Source organism: Allocatenococcus thiocycli (assembly GCF_921292965.1).
GTDB classification, from domain to species: Bacteria; Pseudomonadota; Gammaproteobacteria; order Enterobacterales; family Vibrionaceae; genus Vibrio; species Vibrio natriegens.
In genome coordinates, this window is record NZ_CAKLCK010000045.1 from 12,937 (window position 1) to 35,068 (window position 22,132).

Sequence of the window (22,132 nt, forward strand, 5' to 3'; positions counted from 1 at the left end):
TTCAGCAAGGAGGAAGCGGCATGACACAATTAACAGTTAAAGCACTGAGTGATGAGATTGGTACGCCAGTCGACCGCTTGATTGAACAACTTGCTGACGCTGGCATTAAAAAGGCGAGCTCTGACAATGTTACTGATGAAGAGAAGCAGCAGCTTCTCTCTCATCTGAAAAAAGAACACGGTGATAAGTCTGGTGATTCAGAGCCTACTCGCCTTACGCTACAGCGTAAAACTCGTAGTACACTTAGTGTGAACGCGGGTGGTGGTAAGAGTAAGAATGTTCAGGTTGAGGTGCGCAAGAAACGTACATACGTGAAGCGCAGCACAATTGAAGATGAAGCGAAACGTGACGCTGAAGAAGCGGCAAAACGTGAAGCAGAAGAAGCAGCAAAACGCGCAGCTGAAGAAGCCGCAAAGCGTGAAGCTGAAGAAGCTGCAAAACGTGAAGCTGAAGAAGCTGCAAAACGTGACGCTGAAGAAAAAGCGAAACGTGAAGCTGAAGAAAAAGCGAAACGAGACGTTGATACGAATGCACAACGTGAAGCTGAAGAAAAAGCGAAACGTGATGCTGAAGAGAAAATTAAGCAAGAAGCAGCGCGAAAAGAGGCCGACGAGCTTAAACGTCGTCAGGAAGAAGAAGCTAAGCGTAAGGCTGAAGAGGAAAGTCAGCGCAAGCTTGAAGAAGCTCGCGAATTGGCTGAAAAGAATAAAGAGCGTTGGTCTGCTGCAGAAGAGAAAAAGGGTGATATGGAAGATACAGATTACCATGTAACGACTTCACGATACGCACGTGAAGCGGAAGATGAAGCAGATCGCAAAGAAGAAGCTGGTCGTCGTAAGAAGAAGAAAAAACCTTCTCAAAAGGATGATCAAGCTCGCAATGGTGGTCGTACCCAACGTGGCGGTAAAGGCGGTCGTAAAGGCAAGCTAGCTAAGCCAACATCAATGCAGCATGGCTTTGATAAGTCAGCAACAGTTGCTAAACAAGATGTTGTGATTGGTGAAACTATCGTCCTATCAGAACTTGCTAACAAGATGTCTGTGAAAGCAACAGAAGTTATCAAAGTGATGATGAAGATGGGCGCAATGGCGACTATCAACCAAGTTATCGATCAAGAAACAGCTCAGCTTGTGGCTGAAGAAATGGGTCACAAAGTTGTTCTTCGTAAAGAAAACGAGCTAGAAGAAGCGGTTCTATCTGACCGTGACACGAATGCAGAAGCGGTTCCTCGTGCTCCAGTTGTAACTATCATGGGTCACGTAGACCACGGTAAAACATCAACACTGGACTACATCCGTCGTACACACGTTGCTTCAGGCGAAGCGGGTGGTATTACTCAGCACATCGGTGCATACCACGTTGAAACTGAAAACGGCATGATCACGTTCCTTGATACTCCTGGACACGCGGCGTTTACTGCAATGCGTGCTCGTGGTGCTCAAGCGACAGATATCGTTGTACTTGTTGTTGCAGCAGATGATGGCGTCATGCCACAGACAGTAGAAGCTATCCAGCACGCGAAAGCGGCAGGCGTACCTTTGATTGTTGCAGTGAACAAGATCGATAAAGAAGATGCTAACCCAGACAACGTTAAGAATGAGCTAGCTCAATACGACGTAATCCCTGAAGAGTGGGGCGGTGAGAACATGTTCGTTCACATCTCTGCAAAACAGGGTACAAACATCGACGGTCTACTAGAAGCAATCCTTCTACAATCTGAAGTTCTAGAACTTACAGCAGTAAAAGAAGGCATGGCATCTGGCGTAGTTGTTGAATCACGTCTAGATAAAGGTCGTGGTCCAGTAGCAACAGTACTTGTTCAGTCTGGTACGCTAAACAAAGGCGATATCGTTCTTTGTGGTCAGGAATACGGTCGTGTTCGTGCAATGCGTGACGAACTAGGTCAAGAAATCACAGAAGCTGGCCCGTCTATCCCAGTTGAGATCCTAGGTCTTTCTGGTGTGCCTGCATCAGGTGACGAAGCAACAGTAGTACGTGACGAGCGTAAAGCGCGTGAAGTTGCAAACTACCGTGCTGGTAAGTTCCGTGAAGTGAAACTTGCTCGTCAGCAGAAATCTAAACTAGAGAACATGTTCTCTAACATGACTGCTGGTGAAGTTGCTGAATTGAACGTAGTTCTGAAAGCAGACGTACAAGGTTCTGTTGAAGCTATCGCAGACTCACTACTTAAACTGTCAACTGACGAAGTTAAAGTGAACATCGTTGGTTCAGGTGTTGGTGGTATTACTGAGACTGACGTAGTACTAGCAGAAGCTTCAAATGCAATCATTCTAGGCTTTAACGTACGTGCTGATGCATCTGCTCGTCGTGCGGTTGAAGCTGCAGCTGTTGACCTACGTTACTACTCAATCATTTACCAATTGATTGACGAAGTGAAACAGGCAATGGGCGGTATGCTTGCTCCAGAATTCAAGCAAGAGATCATTGGTCTTGCTGAAGTACGTGACGTATTTAAGTCACCGAAACTGGGCGCAATCGCTGGCTGTATGGTTACTGAAGGTCTGATTAAGCGTAATAACCCTATCCGTGTTCTACGTGATAACGTTGTTATCTACGAAGGTGAACTAGAGTCACTACGTCGCTTTAAAGATGACGTTCAAGAAGTTAAGAATGGCTACGAGTGTGGTATCGGCGTTAAGAACTACAACGATGTTCGCGTTGGCGACCAAATCGAAGTATTCGAAATCGTTGAAATCAAACGTACTCTAGACTAATTGACTAAGATTACTCATATTGTCTTTGATAGATAAGTAGTAATTGGTTGTTGAATACACCATGGGGGGCTGGCTTAGACCAACCCCCCATTCTTTCTATATAAGAGAAAAGATATGTCAAAAGAATTTAGCCGCACGCAGCGCGTTTCACAGCAGCTGCAAAAAGAACTTGCCATGATCCTGCAGCGTGAAGTTCGTGATTCACGTTTGGGTATGGTTACTATTTCAGATGTTGAAGTATCTCGTGACCTTGCTTATGCCAAAGTCTTCGTTACTTTCCTATGTGTAGGCGAGCAAACTCCAGAATCATGTCTAGCAGCGCTCCGTGAGCATGAAGTGCATATTCGCATGATGCTAGGTAAGCGTATTCGTCTGCGCCTTACTCCAGAAATTCGCTTCCACTACGACAACACTCTTGTTGAAGGTATGCGCATGTCTAACCTTGTGTCTGAAGTGGTTAGTGCAGATAAGCAAAAGCAAAAAGATTCTGGTCGTGAGGACGAAGAATAATGGCTCGTCGTCGTAAAGGTCGTCCAATCAATGGCGTTATCCTGTTAGATAAACCGACAGGTATCTCATCTAATGATGCGTTGCAAAAAGTGAAGCGCATTTACTTTGCTGAAAAAGCGGGTCATACGGGTGCATTGGATCCTCTAGCGACGGGCATGTTGCCGATTTGTTTGGGAGAGGCAACAAAGTTTTCTCAGTTCCTATTGGATTCAGACAAACGCTACCGAGTGATCGCGAAACTGGGTGAACGTACCAACACATCAGATTCTGATGGTGAAGTCGTAGAAACTCGTCCGGTCGATGTGGATCTTGAGAAGCTAGAAGCGTGCATTGACAAATTCCGTGGTGAATCGGATCAAGTACCTTCAATGTTTTCAGCGTTGAAATACCAAGGTAAGCCGTTGTACGAGTATGCGCGTAAAGGTATCGAAGTTCCGCGCGAATCTCGTAAAATCACGGTCTACGAAATCATCCTTCATCGTTTTGAAGGTGATGAAGTCGAGATGGAAGTACACTGTTCAAAAGGTACATACATTCGAACCATCGTCGATGACCTTGGTGAAATGTTAGGCTGTGGCGCTCATGTCACTATGCTTCGCCGTACTGGTGTTGCTAAGTACCCATATGAGAAGATGGTTACGCTTGAGCAACTTAATGAGTTACTGGAGCAAGCACACCGCCAAGAGGTCGCGCCACGTGAGCTTTTGGATCCGCTGCTTATGCCAATGGATACAGCGGTAGAAGATCTACCAGAAGTGAACCTGATACCAGAGCTTGCGGACATGGTTCAACATGGTCAACCGGTTCAAGTAAGTGGTGCTCCTACCGAAGGTTCTCTTCGCCTTACCATGGGAGAAGAGCGCTTATTCATCGGCGTTGGCGAGATGAACAACGACGGAAAAATCGCACCAAAACGTTTGGTGGTTTTTCGTGACGAAGAGTAATTTCGCACTACTTGAAAAATACCGGCCTTAGCGTCGGTATTTTTTATTGCGTGAATGCAGAAACTTCCCTATAATTCGCGCTTCTCGTGTCGGCTGAATCAGAGATTGGCTGGCACAAATATTAACTTACTCTTATTAGGAGAGAATTATGTCTCTGAATGCAGAAACTAAAGCAGCAATCGTAGCAGAATACGCACAATCTGAAGGCGACACTGGTTCACCAGAAGTTCAAGTAGCTCTACTTACAGCTTCTATCAACCACCTACAAGGTCACTTCAAAGCGCACAAAGGCGATCACCACAGCCGTCGTGGTCTTCTACGTATGGTTTCTCGTCGTCGTAAGCTTCTAGATTACCTAAAAGGTAAAAACCTAGCTCGCTACCAAGACCTAATCAAGCGTCTAGGCCTACGTCGCTAATCAGCGACTGCTTAGCAGTTTGTCGAAAAAGGGGCTTTATGCCCCTTTTTTGTTGCCTAAATTTAGCCAAATCATCCTTAAGCCGTTATAATACTGGCGGCTTAATCTTTTGATGCGGTTCTAGATAAGTGAATGGTCACTGTTTAGAACAGTACATCAGATTTTTCACTAAACTCTTTGCATTACAGTCAACCTCGTCGACCAAAAGGTCGCGGCTATTAAAAAGAAATTTGTTTGAGTTTCTTTTCACTAGTCGCGATTCGTAATGCCTTGAGTGTTTATTAACACACCTAAGCGGCTGATTGTCAGCGCGTTTAGAAACAAGGAATAACAATGTTCGAAAAACCAGTTGTTAAAACGTTCCAGTACGGTAACCACACGGTTACTCTAGAAACTGGCGTTATCGCACGTCAAGCTACAGCAGCAGTTATGGTTACAATGGACGATACAGCAGTATTCGTTTCAGTTGTAGGTAAGAAAGAAGCAGTTGCTGGTCAAGACTTCTTCCCTCTAACAGTAAACTACCAAGAGCGTACTTACGCTGCAGGTAAAATCCCTGGTGGTTTCTTCAAGCGTGAAGGTCGTCCATCTGAAGGCGAAACGCTAACAGCTCGTCTAATCGACCGTCCAATCCGTCCGCTATTCCCGGATGCATTCAAAAACGAAGTACAAGTTATTGCTACGGTTGTTTCTGTAAACCCTGACGTTCAACCAGATATCCCAACAATGATTGGTACTTCTGCGGCACTAGCTATCTCTGGTATTCCATTTAATGGTCCTATCGGTGCAGCACGTGTTGGTCACATCGACGGTCAACTTGTTCTTAACCCAAGCCAAACTGAACTAGATGCATCTCGTTTGGATCTTGTTGTTGCGGGTACAGAGTCTGCAGTACTGATGGTTGAGTCAGAAGCTGACAACCTAACTGAAGAAGAAATGCTAGCAGCGGTTGTTTACGGTCACGATCAACAACAAGTTGTGATCAACGCAATCAACGAATTTAAAGCTGAAGTTGCAACTCCAGCTTGGGATTGGGTTGCTCCAGAAGAGAACACAGTACTTAAGAACAAGATTGCTGAACTAGCAGAAGCTAAGCTTGTTGAAGCTTACCAAATCACTGAGAAGATGGCTCGTTACGACCGTATCCACGCGATCGCAGCAGAAGTTAACGAAGTGCTACTAGCTGAAGATCCAGAAGCGGACACGAAAGAAATCCACACTATCTTCCATGACCTAGAGAAGACAGTTGTACGTCGTAGCATCATCGCGGGTAACCCACGTATCGATGGTCGTGAGAAAGACATGGTTCGTGCGCTAGACGTACGTACTGGTATTCTTCCACGTACTCACGGTTCTGCTCTATTCACTCGTGGTGAAACTCAGGCGATCGTTACAGCAACTCTTGGTACGCAGCGTGACGCGCAAATCATTGATGAGCTGACAGGTGAGCGTAAAGATCACTTCCTACTACACTACAACTTCCCTCCATACTGTGTAGGTGAAACTGGTTTTGTAGGTTCTCCAAAGCGTCGTGAAATCGGCCACGGAAAACTAGCTAAGCGTGGTATCGCAGCAGTAATGCCATCTGTTGACGAGTTCCCATACACAGTTCGCGTTGTATCAGAAATCACTGAATCTAACGGTTCATCTTCAATGGCTTCTGTATGTGGTACTTCTCTGGCTCTTATGGATGCTGGTGTGCCAATCAAGTCTTCTGTTGCGGGTATCGCAATGGGGCTTGTTAAAGAAGGCGACGATTTCGTTGTTCTTTCTGACATCCTTGGTGACGAAGACCACCTAGGTGACATGGACTTTAAAGTAGCAGGTACTAACACTGGTGTTACTGCACTTCAAATGGACATCAAGATCGAAGGTATCACTAAAGAAATCATGCAAATTGCGCTTAACCAAGCACAAGGTGCACGTAAGCACATCCTATCTGTAATGGATGAAGCGATTTCTGGTGCTCGTGATGATATCTCTGAGTTCGCTCCGCGTATTCATACAATGAAGATTAGCGCTGAGAAGATCAAAGACGTTATCGGTAAAGGTGGCGCAGTTATCCGTGCTCTAACTGAAGAGACAGGTACAACTATCGAAATCGAAGACGACGGTACGATCAAAATTGCAGCGACTGAAGGCGCAGCAGCGAAAGAAGCAATCCGTCGCATTGAAGAGATCACTGCTGAAGTTGAAGTTGGCCGTATCTACACTGGTAAAGTGGCACGTCTGGCGGACTTTGGTGCATTCGTAACAGTACTTCCAGGTAAAGATGGTCTAGTGCATATTTCTCAAATTGCAGAAAAACGTGTTGAGAAAGTGTCAGACTACCTAACTGAAGGTCAGGAAGTTCAAGTTAAAGTTCTTGAAATCGACCGTCAGGGACGTGTACGTCTAAGCATGAAAGAAGCAGTAGAAAAGCCAGCTGAAGAAGCAGCGGCTGAAGCACCTGCTGCTAAAGACGAGTAATCTAATACTCGACTTTCGGTCTTTTATTAGCTTAAGGGCCTGAAAGCATGCTATAAAAGGGGAGCAATTTTGCTCCCCTTTTTTTGTTTTGTTTCGAGGCGTTTACCCTCAGGTGAGGCAATTTATTCTACTATTGCATATAAAGATAAGGCATAAGAGAAACAGACTCGGAGCAGTCCAAATTAGGAGTATCAATTAGTGAAATGGTTTCAAACCGCAAGTTTATGTGTTGCTATCGCGCTGACCGGTTGTGCAAATACTTCTCAGCAATCGGCCATGCAGTGGGTTTACCCACCAATGGCGGTACCTCTGCAACCTAGCGTGCAGCAAGAGGTGCAAATTGCGCGTTTATCTCAGCTGCTTCAGCGCCCTGATCTGAGTGATGAAGTTCGTGCAAAAATGCACTATGAGCGCGGCAATTACTATGACAGTGTTGGCTTACGTGACCTTGCTCGTTTGGATTTCAACCAATCTTTACAATTGAACCCTGCTCAACCTGATATCTTCAATCTATTAGGGGTTTACTTTACTCAGGTTGGAGAGTTTGATGCCGCTTATGAAGCCTTTGATTCAACCTTAGAGCTGGCTCCTGATAACACGTATGCTGAAAGAAACCGTGCCATCGCATTGTATTATGGCGGCCGGATTGAACTCGCTCTGGAAGACATGAATAAGCACTACGAAGAGATGCCAAGTGATCCATTTCGTGCGTTGTGGCTTTACATCATTGAAGCTGAACAGGATCCGGAGCAAGCGAAAGCGAACCTGAAGAAGCACTATCAACGAGATCGAAGTGAAGAGTGGGGATGGGTCTTAGTGGCCATTATGCTGCGTGACGTTTCAGATGAGCAAGCGCTGAAATTGATCATGGATGGTACACGAGAGAACTACCGTCTTGCTGAGCGACTCACGGAGACTTACTTTTACTTAGGGAAGCGTCATCAGTTGCAAGGCGATTTGGCAAGTGCAATATCACTGTATAAATTGGCGATATCCTTCAACGTTTATGATTACGTAGAGCATCGGTACTCATTTCTCGAGTTAGCTCAGATTTATGAGCAGTTGCAGCAGGACAGGATGGCTAAGCTGAAAGCCGAGCAACAATCAGAGAACTAGTCTAAAGCCGCTCACTGAGCGGTTTTTTGATGCTGGTGTGATTCGACGAATGTTCTTTTCCGGTAAGTAAAGGCGAGAGTTTTCTCTGGTTAGTCTTTCGTGATGAGAACTCATCACGTTTCCTGTTCGTGTTTTGTTATACATGTTTTTGTCCAGACAGAAAAAAATAATTATTAATATTAATTGGTTAGCTTTGCTAACTGTTGGTGGTTGTTATGCAAGGCTCGATATATAGACAGTTTTGGAAGTACACGATTCCAACCGTTGCTGCCATGTTGGTGAATGGTTTGTATCAAGTGATCGACGGCATTTTTATTGGCCGCTATGTTGGTGCTGATGGGCTGGCTGGAATCAACGTGGCATGGCCTGTGATTGGGACAATCTTAGGTGTCGGCATGATGGTTGGCGTCGGCACGGGGGCTCTTGTTTCCATCAAGCGTGGTGAACAAGACCAAGACGGAGCCAAACGCATTTTATCTACCGGGTTATTATTACTCGCCGCATTAATGCCAGTCGTTGCTGCGGTTCTTTTCTACTTTGCGGACGATTTTATTCGTTGGCAAGGGGCGCAAGGTCAAGTATACGAGCTAGGTCTACAGTACTTACAAATATTAATTGTGTCGTGCATATTCACGCTTGGATCGATCGCTGCGCCATTTTTATTGAGAAACGATGATAGCCCTAACTTAGCCACGATACTGATGGTGACAGGTGCTGCGATAAACATCTCGCTAGATTATGTCTTTATTGCTTGGTTGGGGTGGGAGTTGACCGGTGCTGCCATTGCAACCGCGCTGGCACAGATGGTCGTGACGGTTCTTGGTATTGGTTACTTCTTCAGTTCCAAAGCCAAGCTGCGCTTACGTTTTGGTGATCTGCAAGTACAGCTTGATATTGTGCCTAAGGTCGTGATGATCGGAAGCTCGAGCTTTTTTATGTACGCTTACGGCTCGATCATGGTGGCACTGCATAATTCGTTGTTCGCTCAATATGGCAGTGCGTTATTGATTGGTGCGTATGCGATTCTCGGTTATATCGTCACGGTTTATTTCTTAGTCGCAGAGGGCATTGCTAATGGCATGCAGCCTCTGGTGAGCTATAACCATGGGGCGCGTAATCCGCAAAATATTCGTAAGCTGCTAAAGATAGCCATGGGCACCGCGGTGCTGGGAGGCTTTGCTTTTGTTACCTTGTTGAACGTTTTCCCTTATGAGGTCGTTTCGGTCTTTAATAGCTCGGATCAGCAGTTAATTGAAAGTGCAGTGATAGGTATCCGCTTTCACATGTTTGCCTTGTTCTTAGATGGTTTCTTAATGGTCTCGGCCGCGTATTATCAGTCGATGAACAAAGGCAGTAAGGCGATGTTCATTACAGTTGGTAATATTATGGTTCAGCTACCATTTCTGTTTATCATGCCTAAAATATTCGGCGTGGTGGGGATTTGGATTGCCTTCCCATTGTCTAACATTGCGTTAAGTTTGGTCGTAATGAGTATGTTGTGGCGTGATGTGAAGAAGTTGCTTAGTGAGAGCCCAGTTGAACCTAGCTTGCAATCGTCTTGACAGAAACAAGCAAAATAAAGCGAGGCATTGACCTCGCTTTATGTATATCTAGAGTCAGATATTTTTGACGTCCAGACCTGCTAGTTGGTGCCAGTAACCATTGCATTGACGGTCTTCGAGTTTCTGAGGTTTTTCGCCCTGTTCATTGGCACGGAATTGATCTAATTCCGATAGAGTGCTGATACCAAGTGGGCTAAGTCGTACCACATCCACTAATCCCTGCATGCCAGGTAAGTCATTGATTAAGTTGTAGCAGTAACCAGACTGAGTTTGGATACCATTAAGGTTGAAAACTTCCTGGCCCTCTTGGCTGCTTACCTGAATGCCTGTCGGGTACTTAATGCAGCAGGTCTCGCAATCGTCTTTTGCACGGTTTTCAGCGCGCGCCGTAAAGCAACGAGCCGAGTAGGCTAATGGCAGGTAGCCATGGCTGAACACTTCTACTTCAAATTTATTGCGGATACCAAGACTCTCACATTGCGCTAATGTATCACGTAACCAATCACGCGACAGTTCCACAGGCATACACCAGCGCGTCATACCCTGTTTGAGGAATAGGTTCAGTGTATGGGCATTGTAGGTATTAATCGCCGGGCCAACAACAAACGGCACTCGGTGCTCTGAGGCTAGCTGAACCGCAGAAACATCATTGGCCTCAATCGCGAAATCACCATTATCGATGTATTTCTTCATGATGTTGACTTCACTTGGTGCTTCCAGCAACGCCATGGTTGATAGCACGACCTGTTTACCCGCAGCGGAGAGTTCTTTTGCGATATCAAACCAATGGGCTGGTTTCATTTCTCGTCGTTTAGAGCAGACCGTTTCACCTAGATAGATGATGTCCGCGGTACTCTCTTTGGCTTGTTGATAGAACGCTTCAATATCTTGTTTTGGCCAGAAATAGAGTAATGGACCAAGTGCGTATTTCATTGAATTTTCCATTTTTACCTCTACTGCCATTCGCGGTGATAAGCGCCTAATGTGGTTTGCGTGCCTTCTGATACATTAGCTAACGTTGCATTCCAGGCTTCTTCCACTTGGTACGCGGCAGGGTTTGCCTGATAACGGTCAATCGCAGCTCGCCAAGTGCGAGTTACTTGTTCTACGTAAGCAGGGCTTCGCTGACGGCCTTCAATTTTTACTGACGCAACATTGGCTGCAAACAGTTCCGGAAGCATAGACAGCGTATTCAGGCTGGTTGGCTCTTCCAGTGCGTGGTAGCGCTTTTTCTCACCTTCGATTTCCGCTTCAAAGCGGCCTTTACATAAGGTCGGATAACCCGCGTTTTCCCCTTCGCTGTAACGGTCAATCAGAATGTTGTTGAGTCGCGATTCTAACCCTTGCTCGGTCTCTTGCCAGCGTACGTATTTTGCTGGTGAGCAAGCGCCAACGGTATTCGGTGATTCACCCGTCATGTACGACGATAAATAACAGCGGCCTTCAGACATGATGCATAAACTACCAAAGGCAAACACTTCTAGCTCTAAATCGCTTGTGATATTACGCGATAACTGTTTAACCTGATGAATAGACAGGACTCGTGGCAGTACGACACGTTTAACGTTGAAATTCTGTTTATAGAACTCAATGGCTGCCACATTGGTGGCTGAGGCTTGTACTGAGAGATGAAGCTCTAACTCTGGGTATTTTCGCGCCGCATACTCCAATACCGCGATGTCAGCGACGATAAGAGCATCAACGCCCAATGATGCAGCGTTGTCTACGGCATTTGTCCAGCGTTCAAAACCATTTGGATGGGCAAATGTGTTGAGCGCTACGTGGATTTTTTTGTTGCGGTCGTGAACGTATTGCACCGCTTTCTCTAGCTTCTTGCCATGAAAGTTTAATCCAGCAAAGTGACGTGCATTGGTATCGTCTTTAAAGCCGATGTACACGGCATCTGCGCCACAATCAATAGCAGTCTTTAATGCAGGCAGGTTGCCCGCAGGACACAAGAGTTCCATATGCTCATAATCATTGAGAAAAAGGTGTTCGCATTTTATGAAGGATTATGAATAGCAAAATTGACCTAAGTTAGGTTTAGCTCAATAAACTCAATATTTACTCTTTGGGAGTAACGAGTTAATTCTTGTGACGACGATTTTGCACAAAGAGCTCTTCAATTTCGTGTTTAGGTTGCGGGCGGTAAAAGTGGAAGCCCTGAATCGAGTGACATTGCAGGTTAGAAAGCAACGTCGCTTGCTGATGAGTTTCGACCCCTTCCGCGACCACGGATAAATCTAAGGATTTACCCAGGTTGATAATGTTTTCGATAACGGTTACTTGCTTAGGCAGTGTGTCAATATCACTAATAAAAGCGCGGTCTATTTTGAGTTCATCAATAGGGAAGCGGGCTAGGTAAGAGAGAGACGAGTACCCGGTTCCAAAGTCATCAATCGACAGGGCAAACCCCAGTTTTTTGATGGCGTTTAGCATTTGCAATGTATGTTCACTGTCGCTCATCACGGCGCTTTCTGTTAGCTCAAACGTAATACAGCTTGGATCCAGCTCTGTCGTGCGCAGTAACTTTTCCATAAAGTCGATAAGTTGTGGGTTGCCAAATTGCTCGGGAGATAAGTTAATCGCGACGCGCCCTGGCAATACACTTTGCTGCTTCCAGCGTTTTACTGTATTGAAAACATCACGCATCACCACTCGTCCAAGGTGCTCGATCAACCCCGCTCGTTCGGCGACAGGAATGAATGCACCAGGGCTAATATAACCTTCGACAGGGTGTTTCCAGCGCACCAGTGCTTCTGCACCATTGATACTAAAATCGCGCGCGTTTACTTTTGGTTGATACCAGACTTCCAAACCATTTTGCTGCAGTGCTTTTTGTAGCTCAATTTCCAGCCACAAACGCATACGCGCTTCTTTATTCATTTGATCGTTGAATTTGATCAGTCGGTTTCGCCCGCGATCTTTCGCCTCGTACATCGCAGTATCGGCGTTTTGCAGTAAAATTCTGGCATCTTGGCCATCTTCTGGATAGCGGACGCTACCAATTGAACAAGCAAGACGTTTACTAAAGTGATGTAGATCGAAAGGCTGGTTGATCAGAGAGATAATGCGATCCGACAGAATTTCAGCCATTCGCGCATTTTCAGGCTCCGGTAACAGAATACCGAATTCATCACTCCCCAGGTGCCCAAGAATTGCCTGACTTGGTAATAATCGCTTCAGGCGTGCAGAGACCTCTTGGATCACTTTGTCACCAATATGATGGCCCAGTGAATCATTGATATTTTTAAAGTTATCGATATCCAGATAGAAGAGCAGTAGTGGTGTCTGCTTTTTGATCAGTTGTTCCAGGCGTTTAGTAAAACCAAAACGGTTGTACAACTTGGTCAGGGAGTCAATATTCGCATCTTCACCCAAAGATGCCGATAAATTCTTGGGTGCATTGTCGGCATCCTGAATCAAAATGATTTGTGAGGTACTACCCAGAATGGCCGTTGAATCAGCATGAAGCTGTACTTTACGCTCAAACCCACATCGCGCGCTGGTTAGGCAAATAAAAGGTTTATCTGAAATTAGCGTACTTAAAGGGTGGCCGAAGACTTTTTTAGTATTTTCATCAATGAACAAACGGCTAAGCTTTTCGCCAAGCAGATCATGCGGTGAGTTTATCCCGAGCAACCTTGCCGATGCTGGATTCGCCGAAATAATCACATCTTCTTCGATAAGTAATAAACCATCGGGCAAAAGTTGGGTGAGTTTGGCAAACTTGCTCTCTGACTCTTCTAGGGAGCGGACAAGAATTTGTTTCTCTGAGGTATCGACAGCATGAAAAACCACATGCCGGATTTCATTACCTTCATATACTGGCGACAAACTAAAATGCAGGCTGGTTTCTAGATCCGTTTCATCCAGAGTAATCTCGGCTTCTATATGCGTACCATCGAAAGCGCGTTGATAATAAGGTGCCAGCTTTTTATAAAACTGCTCTCCCAAAACGTGGACATCGTTGAGTCCGATGATCTCTGCATTACTCAATCCGGCGATATCACAATAGCGATCACTCACCATTCGATAATTGTGTTTTTTATCAAGGATGGCGAAAAAGAAAGGGCTATTTGAGGTTAGCGTGGCAAACCAATGTTGTAATTGCTGGGAAGGCATTAGGTTGTTACCGATCTCCGATGAGCCAGATTGCTCGCCCGTTTTAAACGTGCTAGTTGAAAAAAGTTGCTACGGTGACGTTCAACGAGTTAACCGACCACCATTCGTTAAGTCATTGACTTATTTGAATTGAGTTGTTAATTGCCACCAAAATACGGTCGTTCACTATAACTTTGAAAATAGAGTTGTTAAAGCGTTTATCTCATTGTTCTCATCAATAATACACGTAAGGTCAAAAAACGAAGCATTTTTGGTCATCTGAAAACAAGCTGTTTATTGATGCATAACAGGAATCAGTTTCACACAATTGCTTAATATGATCGCCCTGATGATAAAGTAACGGATAATGAACGTGTTAAACAAGATTCGCAGTCAACTAGTCAAGAACGCAGCCAATATCTTGCGCTCTCCAGTCCAGTTATTACCTCAAACGGTTCAGAAAAAAGCCCTACTTGAAGGTCTGAAAATGATATTCAAAGAGGCGCTGGAAGATGGCGATTTTGAATTTCTGGAAGATAAGTGGTTAAAAGTTGCGATTAAAGACTTGAATTTAGCATGGTACATCAGCTATCAAGATGAAAACTTGCTTGTTGCTGAAAAACCAGTTCAGGAAGATGTGAGTTTTAGTGGTAATCTAAACGACCTAGTATTAATTGCTGGTCGTAAAGAAGACCCTGACACGTTGTTCTTCCAACGTCGCCTTTCTATTGAAGGGGACACTGAGCTTGGCTTAGAAGTGAAAAACTTAATGGACAGTGTGGACTTAGAGCAGTTACCAAAAGCCATGCAAGTCGCTCTGAATCAATTGGCGGATTTTGTCCAAAAAGGGGTTCAAGAGCCTGCACAACAACCCGGAGTAGCGAATGCTTATTCGAACTGAAGCCCCTGCGGACATTCTAACCATTGACCGCTTATTGAAACACGCTTTTCCAACTGACGCAGAAGCTAATTTAGTGATGCGACTACGTGAAAATGGCAAGCTGACCTTGTCATTGGTGGCGTGTACGGATGAGGGGGAAGTTATTGGTCATGCTTTATTTAGCCCAGTTACCTTAAATGGTGAAGATTTGTCATGGCAGGGACTCGCGCCATTAGCGGTACACGAAGACTATCGACGTCAGGGTATCGGAGCCGAGTTGATCAAAGAAGGTTTCGACTTTTTGCGTGATTTTGGTTATCCGGTATGTGTCGTGCTTGGCTCACCAGATTACTACGCTCGTCAGGGCTTTAAAGCTTGTGATGAGATGGGGTTTGAATGCGCATGGGAAGTGCCTCAAGGTGCGTTCCGTATTGCTGAAGTTGTTGAAGGCCAATGTGCAGGACGTTCTGGTCGCATTGATTATTCGCCTGAGTTCGACGACTTATAAGCACCTGAGCAGCTGGTGGTTATGAACCGGCTGCTTTTGCAATCGCTGTAGTAAATCGCAAAGTGATGACTTTGCAAACGTATTAACGTCGAATTCTAGTTAAATCTTTTCCTTTCCTTTTTATTTTCCTTATTCCTTCATCGATACATCCAATGTCTTTGGTTGTTAGGTATCGTCACCATAATTTGATAGTATTGCCTGGTTCAAACAGGTGACGAAAAATGTCGATTAACGAGAAACAGTACTTACATGAAATGGGAATCAGCACTTGGGAGTTGATTCATCCAGATAGGTTAGCGGGCTATCAATCACCAGTGATTGATCTGCCAAGTGCTTGCAAGCTTCTACTGGTTTCCCCAATCTGTCCTGTGAATGAGTCAGCAATCCTATTCGAGAAAATACTTAAGAGTATGAAGCTAACCCTCGATCAAGCCATGCATCTGGAGCCTGAACGCTTCCCTTTACTAGGGGAGCATCAGTTGGAGTGGGTATGGTTCTCCGGGTGTGATGTGAATGGGGATCCAAACATCAAGCAACTCGCTTCACCATTACTTCAGGACATTGATGGGAACAACGAGCAAAAAAGAGCACTTTGGCAGCAAATTTGTTCTTATTCGTAATGCTGATAAAAGCCATGGTATGCGATACGAATCTAAGGCGTATCGCAAGCTAAGCGTTAAATAGGTTAAAAAATGACGATTGAAATTATCCCGATGTGTGACGCGCATTTGGAACAGGTTTGGCAAATCGAACAGCAAGCGCATTCTCACCCTTGGGCTGAGTCATTAGTTCGTGACTTATCAAGCCGAGGGGCTTGTCACCATGTGATGGTAGAAGGTGACTCGGTCCTTGGTTATTTTTATGCTCAGAACATTGTCGGAGAAGTAACACTGCTGAATATTGCAGTCGATCCTTCGCAACAAGGCAAAGGCCATGGTCAAAAATTGCTGGATGCATTTCTATATCACTGTGAGCAAGTAAAAGCAGAAAGTGCTTGGCTGGAAGTGAGAGAAAGTAACCACGCTGCCATCCACATTTATGAACAAGCGGGTTTTAATGAATTGGACCGCCGTTATAACTATTACCCTGCCAAAACAGGGAATGGTAAAGAAGATGCGATCATCATGAGTTATATCTTCTTCCATTAGTTACCCACAGACTTCATTCGGGATGTTGCCCCTAGAGCAATCAGTAGCCCATAAAGCGATCTGTTGCCCCTAAAGCAATAATAAGCGAGAATACCGCGCAAAATTGAATCTAAAATGTGCGTTTGCTTTTCAGGCAAGCATACAGACATCAAAGAAGACCAGTTTCATGTCAAATACACCTTTTCTAGGCGAAGTCTCTAAACGTAGAACATTCGCTATTATTTCTCACCCGGATGCGGGTAAAACAACCATTACCGAAAAAGTACTTTTATTCGGAAACGCGATCCAAAAAGCAGGTACCGTTAAAGGTCGTGGTAATGCTCAGCATGCTAAATCTGACTGGATGGAAATGGAAAAGGAACGTGGTATCTCTGTAACCACTTCTGTGATGCAGTTTCCTTATAACGATTGTCTGGTTAACCTACTGGATACTCCGGGGCACGAAGACTTCTCTGAAGATACTTACCGTACATTAACCGCGGTTGACTCTTGTTTGATGGTTATCGATGCAGCGAAAGGTGTCGAGGATCGTACTCGTAAACTGATGGAAGTTACGCGTCTTCGTGATACACCAATTGTCACCTTCATGAACAAACTTGACCGTGACGTTCGCGATCCAATGGAAGTTTTGGACGAAGTTGAAAACGAACTGGGCATGATGTGTGCGCCAATTACCTGGCCGATTGGCTGTGGTAAAGAGTTTAAAGGTGTGTACCACATTCACCGTGACGAGACGATTCTTTACGAATCTGGCCATGGTCATGAGATTCAGGAAGTTCGCATTATCAAAGGTTTGGACAACCCAGAGCTTGATGAAAAAGTCGGTGCAGATCTGGCAGAAAGCGTACGTGAAGAGCTTGAACTCGTAATGGGTGCTTGTCCAGAGTTCGAACTGGAATCATTCCTGACTGGTGAGCTAACACCAGTTTACTTCGGTACGGCATTAGGTAACTTCGGTGTTGACCACATGTTGGATGGTTTGACAGAGTGGGCGCCTGCGCCAAAAACTCGTCAAGCGGTTGAGCGTGAAGTTGAAGCGACAGAAGAGAAGTTTTCTGGTTTCGTGTTTAAGATTCAGGCAAACATGGATCCAAAACACCGTGACCGTATCGCCTTTATGCGTATCGTATCGGGTACTTACACTCAAGGCATGAAGATGAACCACGTTCGTCTAGGTAAACAAGTAAGTATCTCTGATGCGGTAACCTTCATGGCTGGTGACCGTTCACGTGCAGAACACGCTTACGCTGGTGATATTATCGGTCTGCATAACCACGGTACTATCCAGATTGGTGATACCTTCACGCAAGGTGAATCACTTAAGTTCTCTGGTATCCCGAACTTTGCACCGGAATTGTTCCGTCGTATTCGTCTGAAAGATCCACTAAAACAGAAGCAGCTGCTGAAAGGTTTGGTTCAGTTGTCTGAAGAGGGGGCAGTGCAGGTGTTCCGTCCACTGCAAAACAACGATCTGATCGTTGGTGCGGTTGGTGTGCTTCAGTTTGATGTGGTTGTGGCTCGTCTGAAATCTGAATACAACGTAGAAGCAATCTACGAAGGCGTAAACGTGGCAACGGCTCGTTGGGTTGAGTGTGGTGACGCGAAGAAACTGGATGAGTTCCAACGTAAGAATCAGAGCAACTTAGCACTTGATGGTGGTGACAACTTAACGTACATCGCGCCGACAATGGTTAACCTGAACCTAGCGAAAGAGCGCTTCCCGGATGTTGACTTCCGTGCGACTCGTGAGCACTAATCGACGTTAACTGAAGCTCGCTTACACCGCGACTGGATTTTAAAACGCCCTTGGCTATAGACTTAGTCAAGGGCGTTTTTATATCAGCAGAAATGATGTGGATTGGACGATATCCATTAAAGTAAATAAGTGATTAGAGATAGCGGAGTAAAAATGAATTGGTTGAAAAGAGGCATTAAGCGCTACGACGATTGGTGCAAAGAGATGGGGCTCACGCCGGATCAAAAACGCAGCTGTGTGCCTTATAGAAAAGATCCAGCTCATCAGAGTGAGGAGCCAAACGCAGCACCGAAATCTGCCGAGAGCAATAGAAAGTCACAAGATGAAGCTCTTTGATACGCACTGTCATTTTGATTTTGACGTGTTTCAGGATGATTTTGAGCACAACCTAGCTCTTGCTCAAGAACAAGGGGTGAGACGAATCCTGATACCCTCAGTCGGACCTTCAAACTGGTCACGCATTCAAACCTTAGCCGAGAAATACTCACACTTATACTATGCGCTCGGGTTCCATCCGTATTTTCTTGAAGAGAACTTTGAGCAGCACCTTGCTAAGCTGGAGCATTATCTCAAACAAAAGCCGCCACAGTGTGTTGCAATAGGCGAGTGCGGATTAGATTTTGCTATTGACGTCGATCCTCAGTTGCAAGAAAAGGTGCTTGAAACTCAATTTGAGCTCGCCAGACGTTTCGACCTTCCGGTCATTTTACATAGCCGAAAAGCGCACAATCGACTTATTCAAATGGTCAAAGCGGCGAAGCTACCTAAAGGCGGTGTCGCACATGCTTTTGCTGGTAGCTATCAGCAAGCGATGGAGTGGGTCAGATTAGGTTTTTTCATCGGTGTAGGGGGTACTATTACCTACCCACGAGCCCAAAAAACCCGCGACGCAATTCAAAAATTAGCCCTAGAAAACCTACTTATCGAAACAGACGCTCCAGATATGCCTATACTTGGATATCAGGGGCAGCCCAACCACCCGGCGAAACTCATTCATGTATTAAATGTGCTCGTAGAGTTGCGTAGAGGAGAAAAGCAATCGATTGCGTCGCAACTGTGGAAAAATAGCAATTTTGCCTTCTCAATATGTGAATAGAATTCAAAGAAACTGTTTAGATTCGAAAACGTTTTCCTTTTTATTGTGAGTTCTATCACAAAGATTGGTGAATCAATAATGAATCTTATGGGAAAGTGTGAGGGCGGCATTACTTTAATTGATGATGCATGAGTATAATTGCCCCGCTTTTATAGCTCCATTTTGTTACACGCCAATAAATAACTTATAAGGAAGTCATAAACTATGAGCCTGTTTATGAGCCTGGTTGGTATGGTTGTGCTACTTGCTATCGCACTAGCATTCTCATCTAACCGCAAAGCTATCAACTTTAGAACTGTGGGTGGTGCATTCGCTATCCAATTCGCATTAGGTGCATTTGTTCTTTATGTACCTTGGGGCCGTGATCTACTAAACGGTTTCTCTAGTGGTGTATCTAACGTTATCAACTACGGTAACGATGGTTCATCATTCCTGTTCGGTGGTCTTGTTTCTAACAAGATGTTCGAAGTATTCGGTGGCGGTGGTTTCATCTTCGCATTCCGTGTTCTTCCTACACTGATCTTCTTCTCTGCTCTGATCTCAGTTCTGTACTACATTGGCGTTATGCAATGGGTTATCAAGATTCTTGGTGGTGCACTACAGAAAGCGCTTGGTACTTCTCGTGCAGAATCAATGTCAGCAGCAGCTAACATTTTCGTAGGTCAGACTGAAGCACCGCTAGTTGTTCGCCCATTTGTTCCAAAAATGACTCAATCAGAGCTATTCGCGGTAATGTGTGGTGGTCTAGCTTCTGTTGCTGGTGGTGTACTAGCGGGCTACGCATCAATGGGTGTACCTCTAGAATACCTAGTTGCAGCATCATTCATGGCAGCACCTGGTGGTCTACTATTCGCTAAAATTCTTCACCCTGAAACTGATCAGCCTCATGAAAGTATCGAAGAGGCAATGGACGGCGGTGACGACAAACCTGTTAACGTAATCGACGCGGCAGCGGGCGGTGCAGCTTCTGGTCTACAACTAGCACTAAACGTAGGTGCAATGCTAATCGCATTCGTAGGTCTGATTGCTCTTGTTAACGGTATGCTAGGCGGCATCGGTGGTTGGTTCGGTATGCCTGAGCTGACTCTTGAGCTAATCCTGGGTTACGCGTTCTCTCCACTAGCATTCCTAATCGGTGTTCCATGGGCTGAAGCAGTAACTGCTGGTTCTTTCATCGGTCAGAAAATTGTAGTGAACGAATTCGTTGCATACTTGAACTTCACGCCTTACATCGGTGAAAACGCTCAAGTAATCGCAGCAACTGGTGAAGTAATGTCTGAGAAGACTACGGCTATCATCTCATTTGCACTGTGTGGCTTCGCGAACCTTTCTTCTATCGCGATCCTACTAGGTGGTCTGGGTGGTCTAGCGCCAAGCCGTCGTCCAGATATCGCTCGCATGGGTGTTAAAGCAGTACTAGCTGGTACGTTGTCTAACCTAATGGCAGCGACAATAGCAGGCTTCTGCTTAAGCCTAGCAGCTCTGTAATTTAGAACTGGTTTTTAATATATAGACGCCATATTAAATCATGCCCTGTAGCAAGAAATTGCTGCGGGGCTTTTTTCGTTTTCAGGGCTGAAAACTTTTAGTGCGTCAAATGTAAGGGGTCTTAACTGACGGACTAGAGAATAGAAACCTGGAAATTTTGAGATACAAACCGTTTGCGCTCTATTTGGTGCTACAGTTTTGCGATGAATATCTATAATGTAGACATCACAAGGTGGATACAACCTAATCGATGGGTAAATGAATTACCCTGAAATATTAGATCTCAACGGCATTTTGTTGGAGAGATATGATAGTAAAGACACCGCAATCATAGATTGTTGTGCCATAGGCCAAATTGGTACTGTGCGGTGACAAGGATAGCAATTGGCATAAGAAATTTTCGCTGTATATGCCGAGTCTTCATGGAACCAAGTCCGTTCATAAATAGACTGCTGAGTCATTTTTTACACAATCTCAACTCGTTGATTATAGTTAGAGTTGCGATGTAAGGCTGAGTAGTGAATTTTTTGAATATTGATCGGAGATAGAAATGAGCGATTTAAAAGCAGCAGCACTACGTGCACTAAAACTTATGGATCTAACTACGCTGAATGATGACGACACTGATGCAAAAGTGATCTCACTATGTCATGACGCGAAAACAGCAGTAGGCAACACGGCTGCAATCTGTATTTACCCTCGCTTTATTCCTATTGCTAAGAAGACACTTCGTGAGCAAGGCACACCAGAGGTTCGCATTGCGACTGTGACTAACTTCCCACACGGAAACGACGACATCGAGATCGCAGTTGCTGAAACTAAAGCAGCGGTAGCTTACGGTGCAGACGAAGTTGACGTAGTGTTCCCATACCGTGCACTAATGGCGGGCGATGAGAAAGTGGGCTTTGAACTGGTTAAGCAATGTAAAGAAGCTTGTGGTGACATTCTTCTTAAAGTAATCATCGAAACGGGTGAACTAAAGGAAGAAGCGCTAATCAAAAAAGCTTCACAAATCTGTATCGAAGCGGGTGCAGACTTTATTAAAACTTCAACAGGTAAAGTGCCTGTGAACGCAACACCAGAATACGCTCGAATGATGCTAGAAGTAATTCGTGATATGGGTGTAGCAGAAACAGTTGGTTTCAAACCTGCTGGTGGTGTGCGTACTGCAGAAGATGCAGCGGCTTACCTAGCAATGGCAGATGAAATTTTAGGTGATAACTGGGTTGATGCTCGTCACTACCGTTTCGGTGCGTCAAGCCTGCTAACTAACCTGTTAAATACATTAGAAGTAACAGACGAAACGGCTGATCCAACAGCGTACTAACATACCCGTCATATTTGACGCTGCAGCGTTGTTGACTGTGTAAGTTCACCGGAGCGCCGGCCGCCCTAATC

The 22,132-nt window shown here is 45.1% G+C and carries 19 protein-coding genes; 16 read left to right on the top strand and 3 right to left on the bottom strand.

Annotation, left to right across the window (positions count from 1 at the left end; all coding sequences use genetic code 11):
- Positions 1-20: 20 nt before the first annotated feature.
- The 7 genes from infB (at position 21) to L9Q40_RS18545 (ending at position 9,754) form a co-directional block, all read left to right on the top strand.
- Positions 21-2,735 carry a translation initiation factor IF-2 gene (gene infB, locus L9Q40_RS18515; protein ID WP_014232885.1) on the top strand — a complete coding sequence of 905 codons (2,715 nt, stop codon included), beginning with the start codon at positions 21-23 and terminating at the stop codon, positions 2,733-2,735.
- A 114-nt stretch (positions 2,736-2,849) separates the two neighbouring features.
- Complete coding sequence (gene rbfA, locus L9Q40_RS18520) at positions 2,850-3,245, top strand: 30S ribosome-binding factor RbfA (protein WP_014232884.1); 396 nt, start codon at positions 2,850-2,852, stop codon at positions 3,243-3,245.
- A complete protein-coding gene (truB, locus tag L9Q40_RS18525; protein WP_014232883.1) occupies positions 3,245-4,189 on the top strand; it encodes a tRNA pseudouridine(55) synthase TruB in 945 nt (314 codons plus the stop codon). The genes rbfA and truB overlap by 1 nt, the downstream gene beginning before the upstream one ends.
- Before the next feature lie 148 nt (positions 4,190-4,337).
- A complete protein-coding gene (gene rpsO / locus L9Q40_RS18530; protein ID WP_014232882.1) occupies positions 4,338-4,607 on the top strand; it encodes a 30S ribosomal protein S15 in 270 nt (89 codons plus the stop codon).
- Between the two features lie 333 nt (positions 4,608-4,940).
- Positions 4,941-7,076, top strand: coding sequence for a polyribonucleotide nucleotidyltransferase (gene pnp, locus L9Q40_RS18535; protein ID WP_014232881.1), 2,136 nt, complete (start codon positions 4,941-4,943; stop codon positions 7,074-7,076).
- A gap of 198 nt (positions 7,077-7,274) precedes the next feature.
- Positions 7,275-8,192, top strand: a complete 918-nt coding sequence (nlpI, locus tag L9Q40_RS18540; RefSeq protein ID WP_498794180.1) for a lipoprotein NlpI — start codon at positions 7,275-7,277, stop codon at positions 8,190-8,192.
- Between the two features lie 215 nt (positions 8,193-8,407).
- Positions 8,408-9,754: an MATE family efflux transporter gene (locus tag L9Q40_RS18545; RefSeq protein WP_498794181.1), complete on the top strand. Its 1,347-nt coding sequence runs from the start codon at positions 8,408-8,410 to the stop codon at positions 9,752-9,754.
- Between the two features lie 54 nt (positions 9,755-9,808).
- On the opposite strand, the gene L9Q40_RS18550 is transcribed toward L9Q40_RS18545, so the two are convergent.
- The 3 genes from L9Q40_RS18550 to L9Q40_RS18560 form a co-directional block, all read right to left on the bottom strand.
- Complete coding sequence (locus tag L9Q40_RS18550) at positions 9,809-10,687, bottom strand: U32 family peptidase (protein ID WP_498794182.1); 879 nt, start codon at positions 10,685-10,687, stop codon at positions 9,809-9,811.
- Between the two features lie 20 nt (positions 10,688-10,707).
- Positions 10,708-11,721, bottom strand: a complete 1,014-nt coding sequence (ubiU, locus tag L9Q40_RS18555; protein WP_498794183.1) for a ubiquinone anaerobic biosynthesis protein UbiU — start codon at positions 11,719-11,721, stop codon at positions 10,708-10,710.
- A gap of 118 nt (positions 11,722-11,839) precedes the next feature.
- On the bottom strand, positions 11,840-13,879 hold the full coding sequence (locus L9Q40_RS18560; protein WP_498794184.1) for a sensor domain-containing protein: 2,040 nt from the start codon (positions 13,877-13,879) through the stop codon (positions 11,840-11,842).
- A gap of 352 nt (positions 13,880-14,231) precedes the next feature.
- On the opposite strand from L9Q40_RS18560, the gene ubiT reads away from it, so the two are divergent.
- The 9 genes from ubiT to deoC all read left to right on the top strand — a co-directional run bounded on the left by ubiT (position 14,232) and on the right by deoC (position 22,061).
- Positions 14,232-14,759 (top strand): ubiquinone anaerobic biosynthesis accessory factor UbiT, encoded by a 528-nt coding sequence (gene ubiT, locus L9Q40_RS18565; protein ID WP_014232875.1) that lies wholly within the window; start codon positions 14,232-14,234, stop codon positions 14,757-14,759.
- Entirely contained in the window at positions 14,743-15,246 is a 504-nt protein-coding gene (locus L9Q40_RS18570; RefSeq protein WP_065297330.1) for a GNAT family N-acetyltransferase, read from the top strand. Before ubiT ends, L9Q40_RS18570 begins: the two co-directional genes overlap by 17 nt.
- Before the next feature lie 221 nt (positions 15,247-15,467).
- Positions 15,468-15,866 carry a DNA polymerase III subunit psi gene (locus L9Q40_RS18575; protein ID WP_498794185.1) on the top strand — a complete coding sequence of 133 codons (399 nt, stop codon included), beginning with the start codon at positions 15,468-15,470 and terminating at the stop codon, positions 15,864-15,866.
- A gap of 72 nt (positions 15,867-15,938) precedes the next feature.
- Entirely contained in the window at positions 15,939-16,394 is a 456-nt protein-coding gene (rimI, locus tag L9Q40_RS18580; protein WP_498794186.1) for a ribosomal protein S18-alanine N-acetyltransferase, read from the top strand.
- 166 nt (positions 16,395-16,560) lie between these two features.
- Positions 16,561-18,150 carry a peptide chain release factor 3 gene (prfC, locus tag L9Q40_RS18585; protein WP_065297327.1) on the top strand — a complete coding sequence of 530 codons (1,590 nt, stop codon included), beginning with the start codon at positions 16,561-16,563 and terminating at the stop codon, positions 18,148-18,150.
- 153 nt (positions 18,151-18,303) lie between these two features.
- The gene (locus tag L9Q40_RS18590) at positions 18,304-18,486 is read left to right on the top strand and encodes a DUF5363 family protein (protein WP_014232870.1); all 183 of its coding nucleotides are present in this window, start codon (positions 18,304-18,306) and stop codon (positions 18,484-18,486) included.
- Positions 18,473-19,246 carry a TatD family hydrolase gene (locus L9Q40_RS18595; RefSeq protein ID WP_498794187.1) on the top strand — a complete coding sequence of 258 codons (774 nt, stop codon included), beginning with the start codon at positions 18,473-18,475 and terminating at the stop codon, positions 19,244-19,246. Before L9Q40_RS18590 ends, L9Q40_RS18595 begins: the two co-directional genes overlap by 14 nt.
- Before the next feature lie 204 nt (positions 19,247-19,450).
- A complete protein-coding gene (locus L9Q40_RS18600; RefSeq protein WP_014232868.1) occupies positions 19,451-20,734 on the top strand; it encodes a NupC/NupG family nucleoside CNT transporter in 1,284 nt (427 codons plus the stop codon).
- A gap of 550 nt (positions 20,735-21,284) precedes the next feature.
- On the top strand, positions 21,285-22,061 hold the full coding sequence (deoC, locus tag L9Q40_RS18605; RefSeq protein ID WP_014232867.1) for a deoxyribose-phosphate aldolase: 777 nt from the start codon (positions 21,285-21,287) through the stop codon (positions 22,059-22,061).
- Positions 22,062-22,132 lie beyond the last annotated feature (71 nt).

Bases quoted from the DNA above. Each gene is read 5' to 3' on its own strand.
- infB (WP_014232885.1), top strand. From the start codon at position 21: ATGACACAATTAACAGTTAAAGCACTGAGTGATGAGATTGGTACGCCA.
- rbfA (WP_014232884.1), top strand. From the start codon at position 2,850: ATGTCAAAAGAATTTAGCCGCACGCAGCGCGTTTCACAGCAGCTGCAA.
- truB (WP_014232883.1), top strand. From the start codon at position 3,245: ATGGCTCGTCGTCGTAAAGGTCGTCCAATCAATGGCGTTATCCTGTTA.
- rpsO (WP_014232882.1), top strand. From the start codon at position 4,338: ATGTCTCTGAATGCAGAAACTAAAGCAGCAATCGTAGCAGAATACGCA.
- pnp (WP_014232881.1), top strand. From the start codon at position 4,941: ATGTTCGAAAAACCAGTTGTTAAAACGTTCCAGTACGGTAACCACACG.
- L9Q40_RS18545 (WP_498794181.1), top strand. From the start codon at position 8,408: ATGCAAGGCTCGATATATAGACAGTTTTGGAAGTACACGATTCCAACC.
- L9Q40_RS18550 (WP_498794182.1), bottom strand. From the start codon at position 10,687: ATGAAATACGCACTTGGTCCATTACTCTATTTCTGGCCAAAACAAGAT.
- ubiU (WP_498794183.1), bottom strand. From the start codon at position 11,721: ATGGAACTCTTGTGTCCTGCGGGCAACCTGCCTGCATTAAAGACTGCT.
- L9Q40_RS18560 (WP_498794184.1), bottom strand. From the start codon at position 13,879: ATGCCTTCCCAGCAATTACAACATTGGTTTGCCACGCTAACCTCAAAT.
- L9Q40_RS18570 (WP_065297330.1), top strand. From the start codon at position 14,743: ATGCTTATTCGAACTGAAGCCCCTGCGGACATTCTAACCATTGACCGC.
- L9Q40_RS18575 (WP_498794185.1), top strand. From the start codon at position 15,468: ATGTCGATTAACGAGAAACAGTACTTACATGAAATGGGAATCAGCACT.
- rimI (WP_498794186.1), top strand. From the start codon at position 15,939: ATGACGATTGAAATTATCCCGATGTGTGACGCGCATTTGGAACAGGTT.
- prfC (WP_065297327.1), top strand. From the start codon at position 16,561: ATGTCAAATACACCTTTTCTAGGCGAAGTCTCTAAACGTAGAACATTC.
- L9Q40_RS18590 (WP_014232870.1), top strand. From the start codon at position 18,304: ATGAATTGGTTGAAAAGAGGCATTAAGCGCTACGACGATTGGTGCAAA.
- L9Q40_RS18595 (WP_498794187.1), top strand. From the start codon at position 18,473: ATGAAGCTCTTTGATACGCACTGTCATTTTGATTTTGACGTGTTTCAG.
- L9Q40_RS18600 (WP_014232868.1), top strand. From the start codon at position 19,451: ATGAGCCTGTTTATGAGCCTGGTTGGTATGGTTGTGCTACTTGCTATC.
- deoC (WP_014232867.1), top strand. From the start codon at position 21,285: ATGAGCGATTTAAAAGCAGCAGCACTACGTGCACTAAAACTTATGGAT.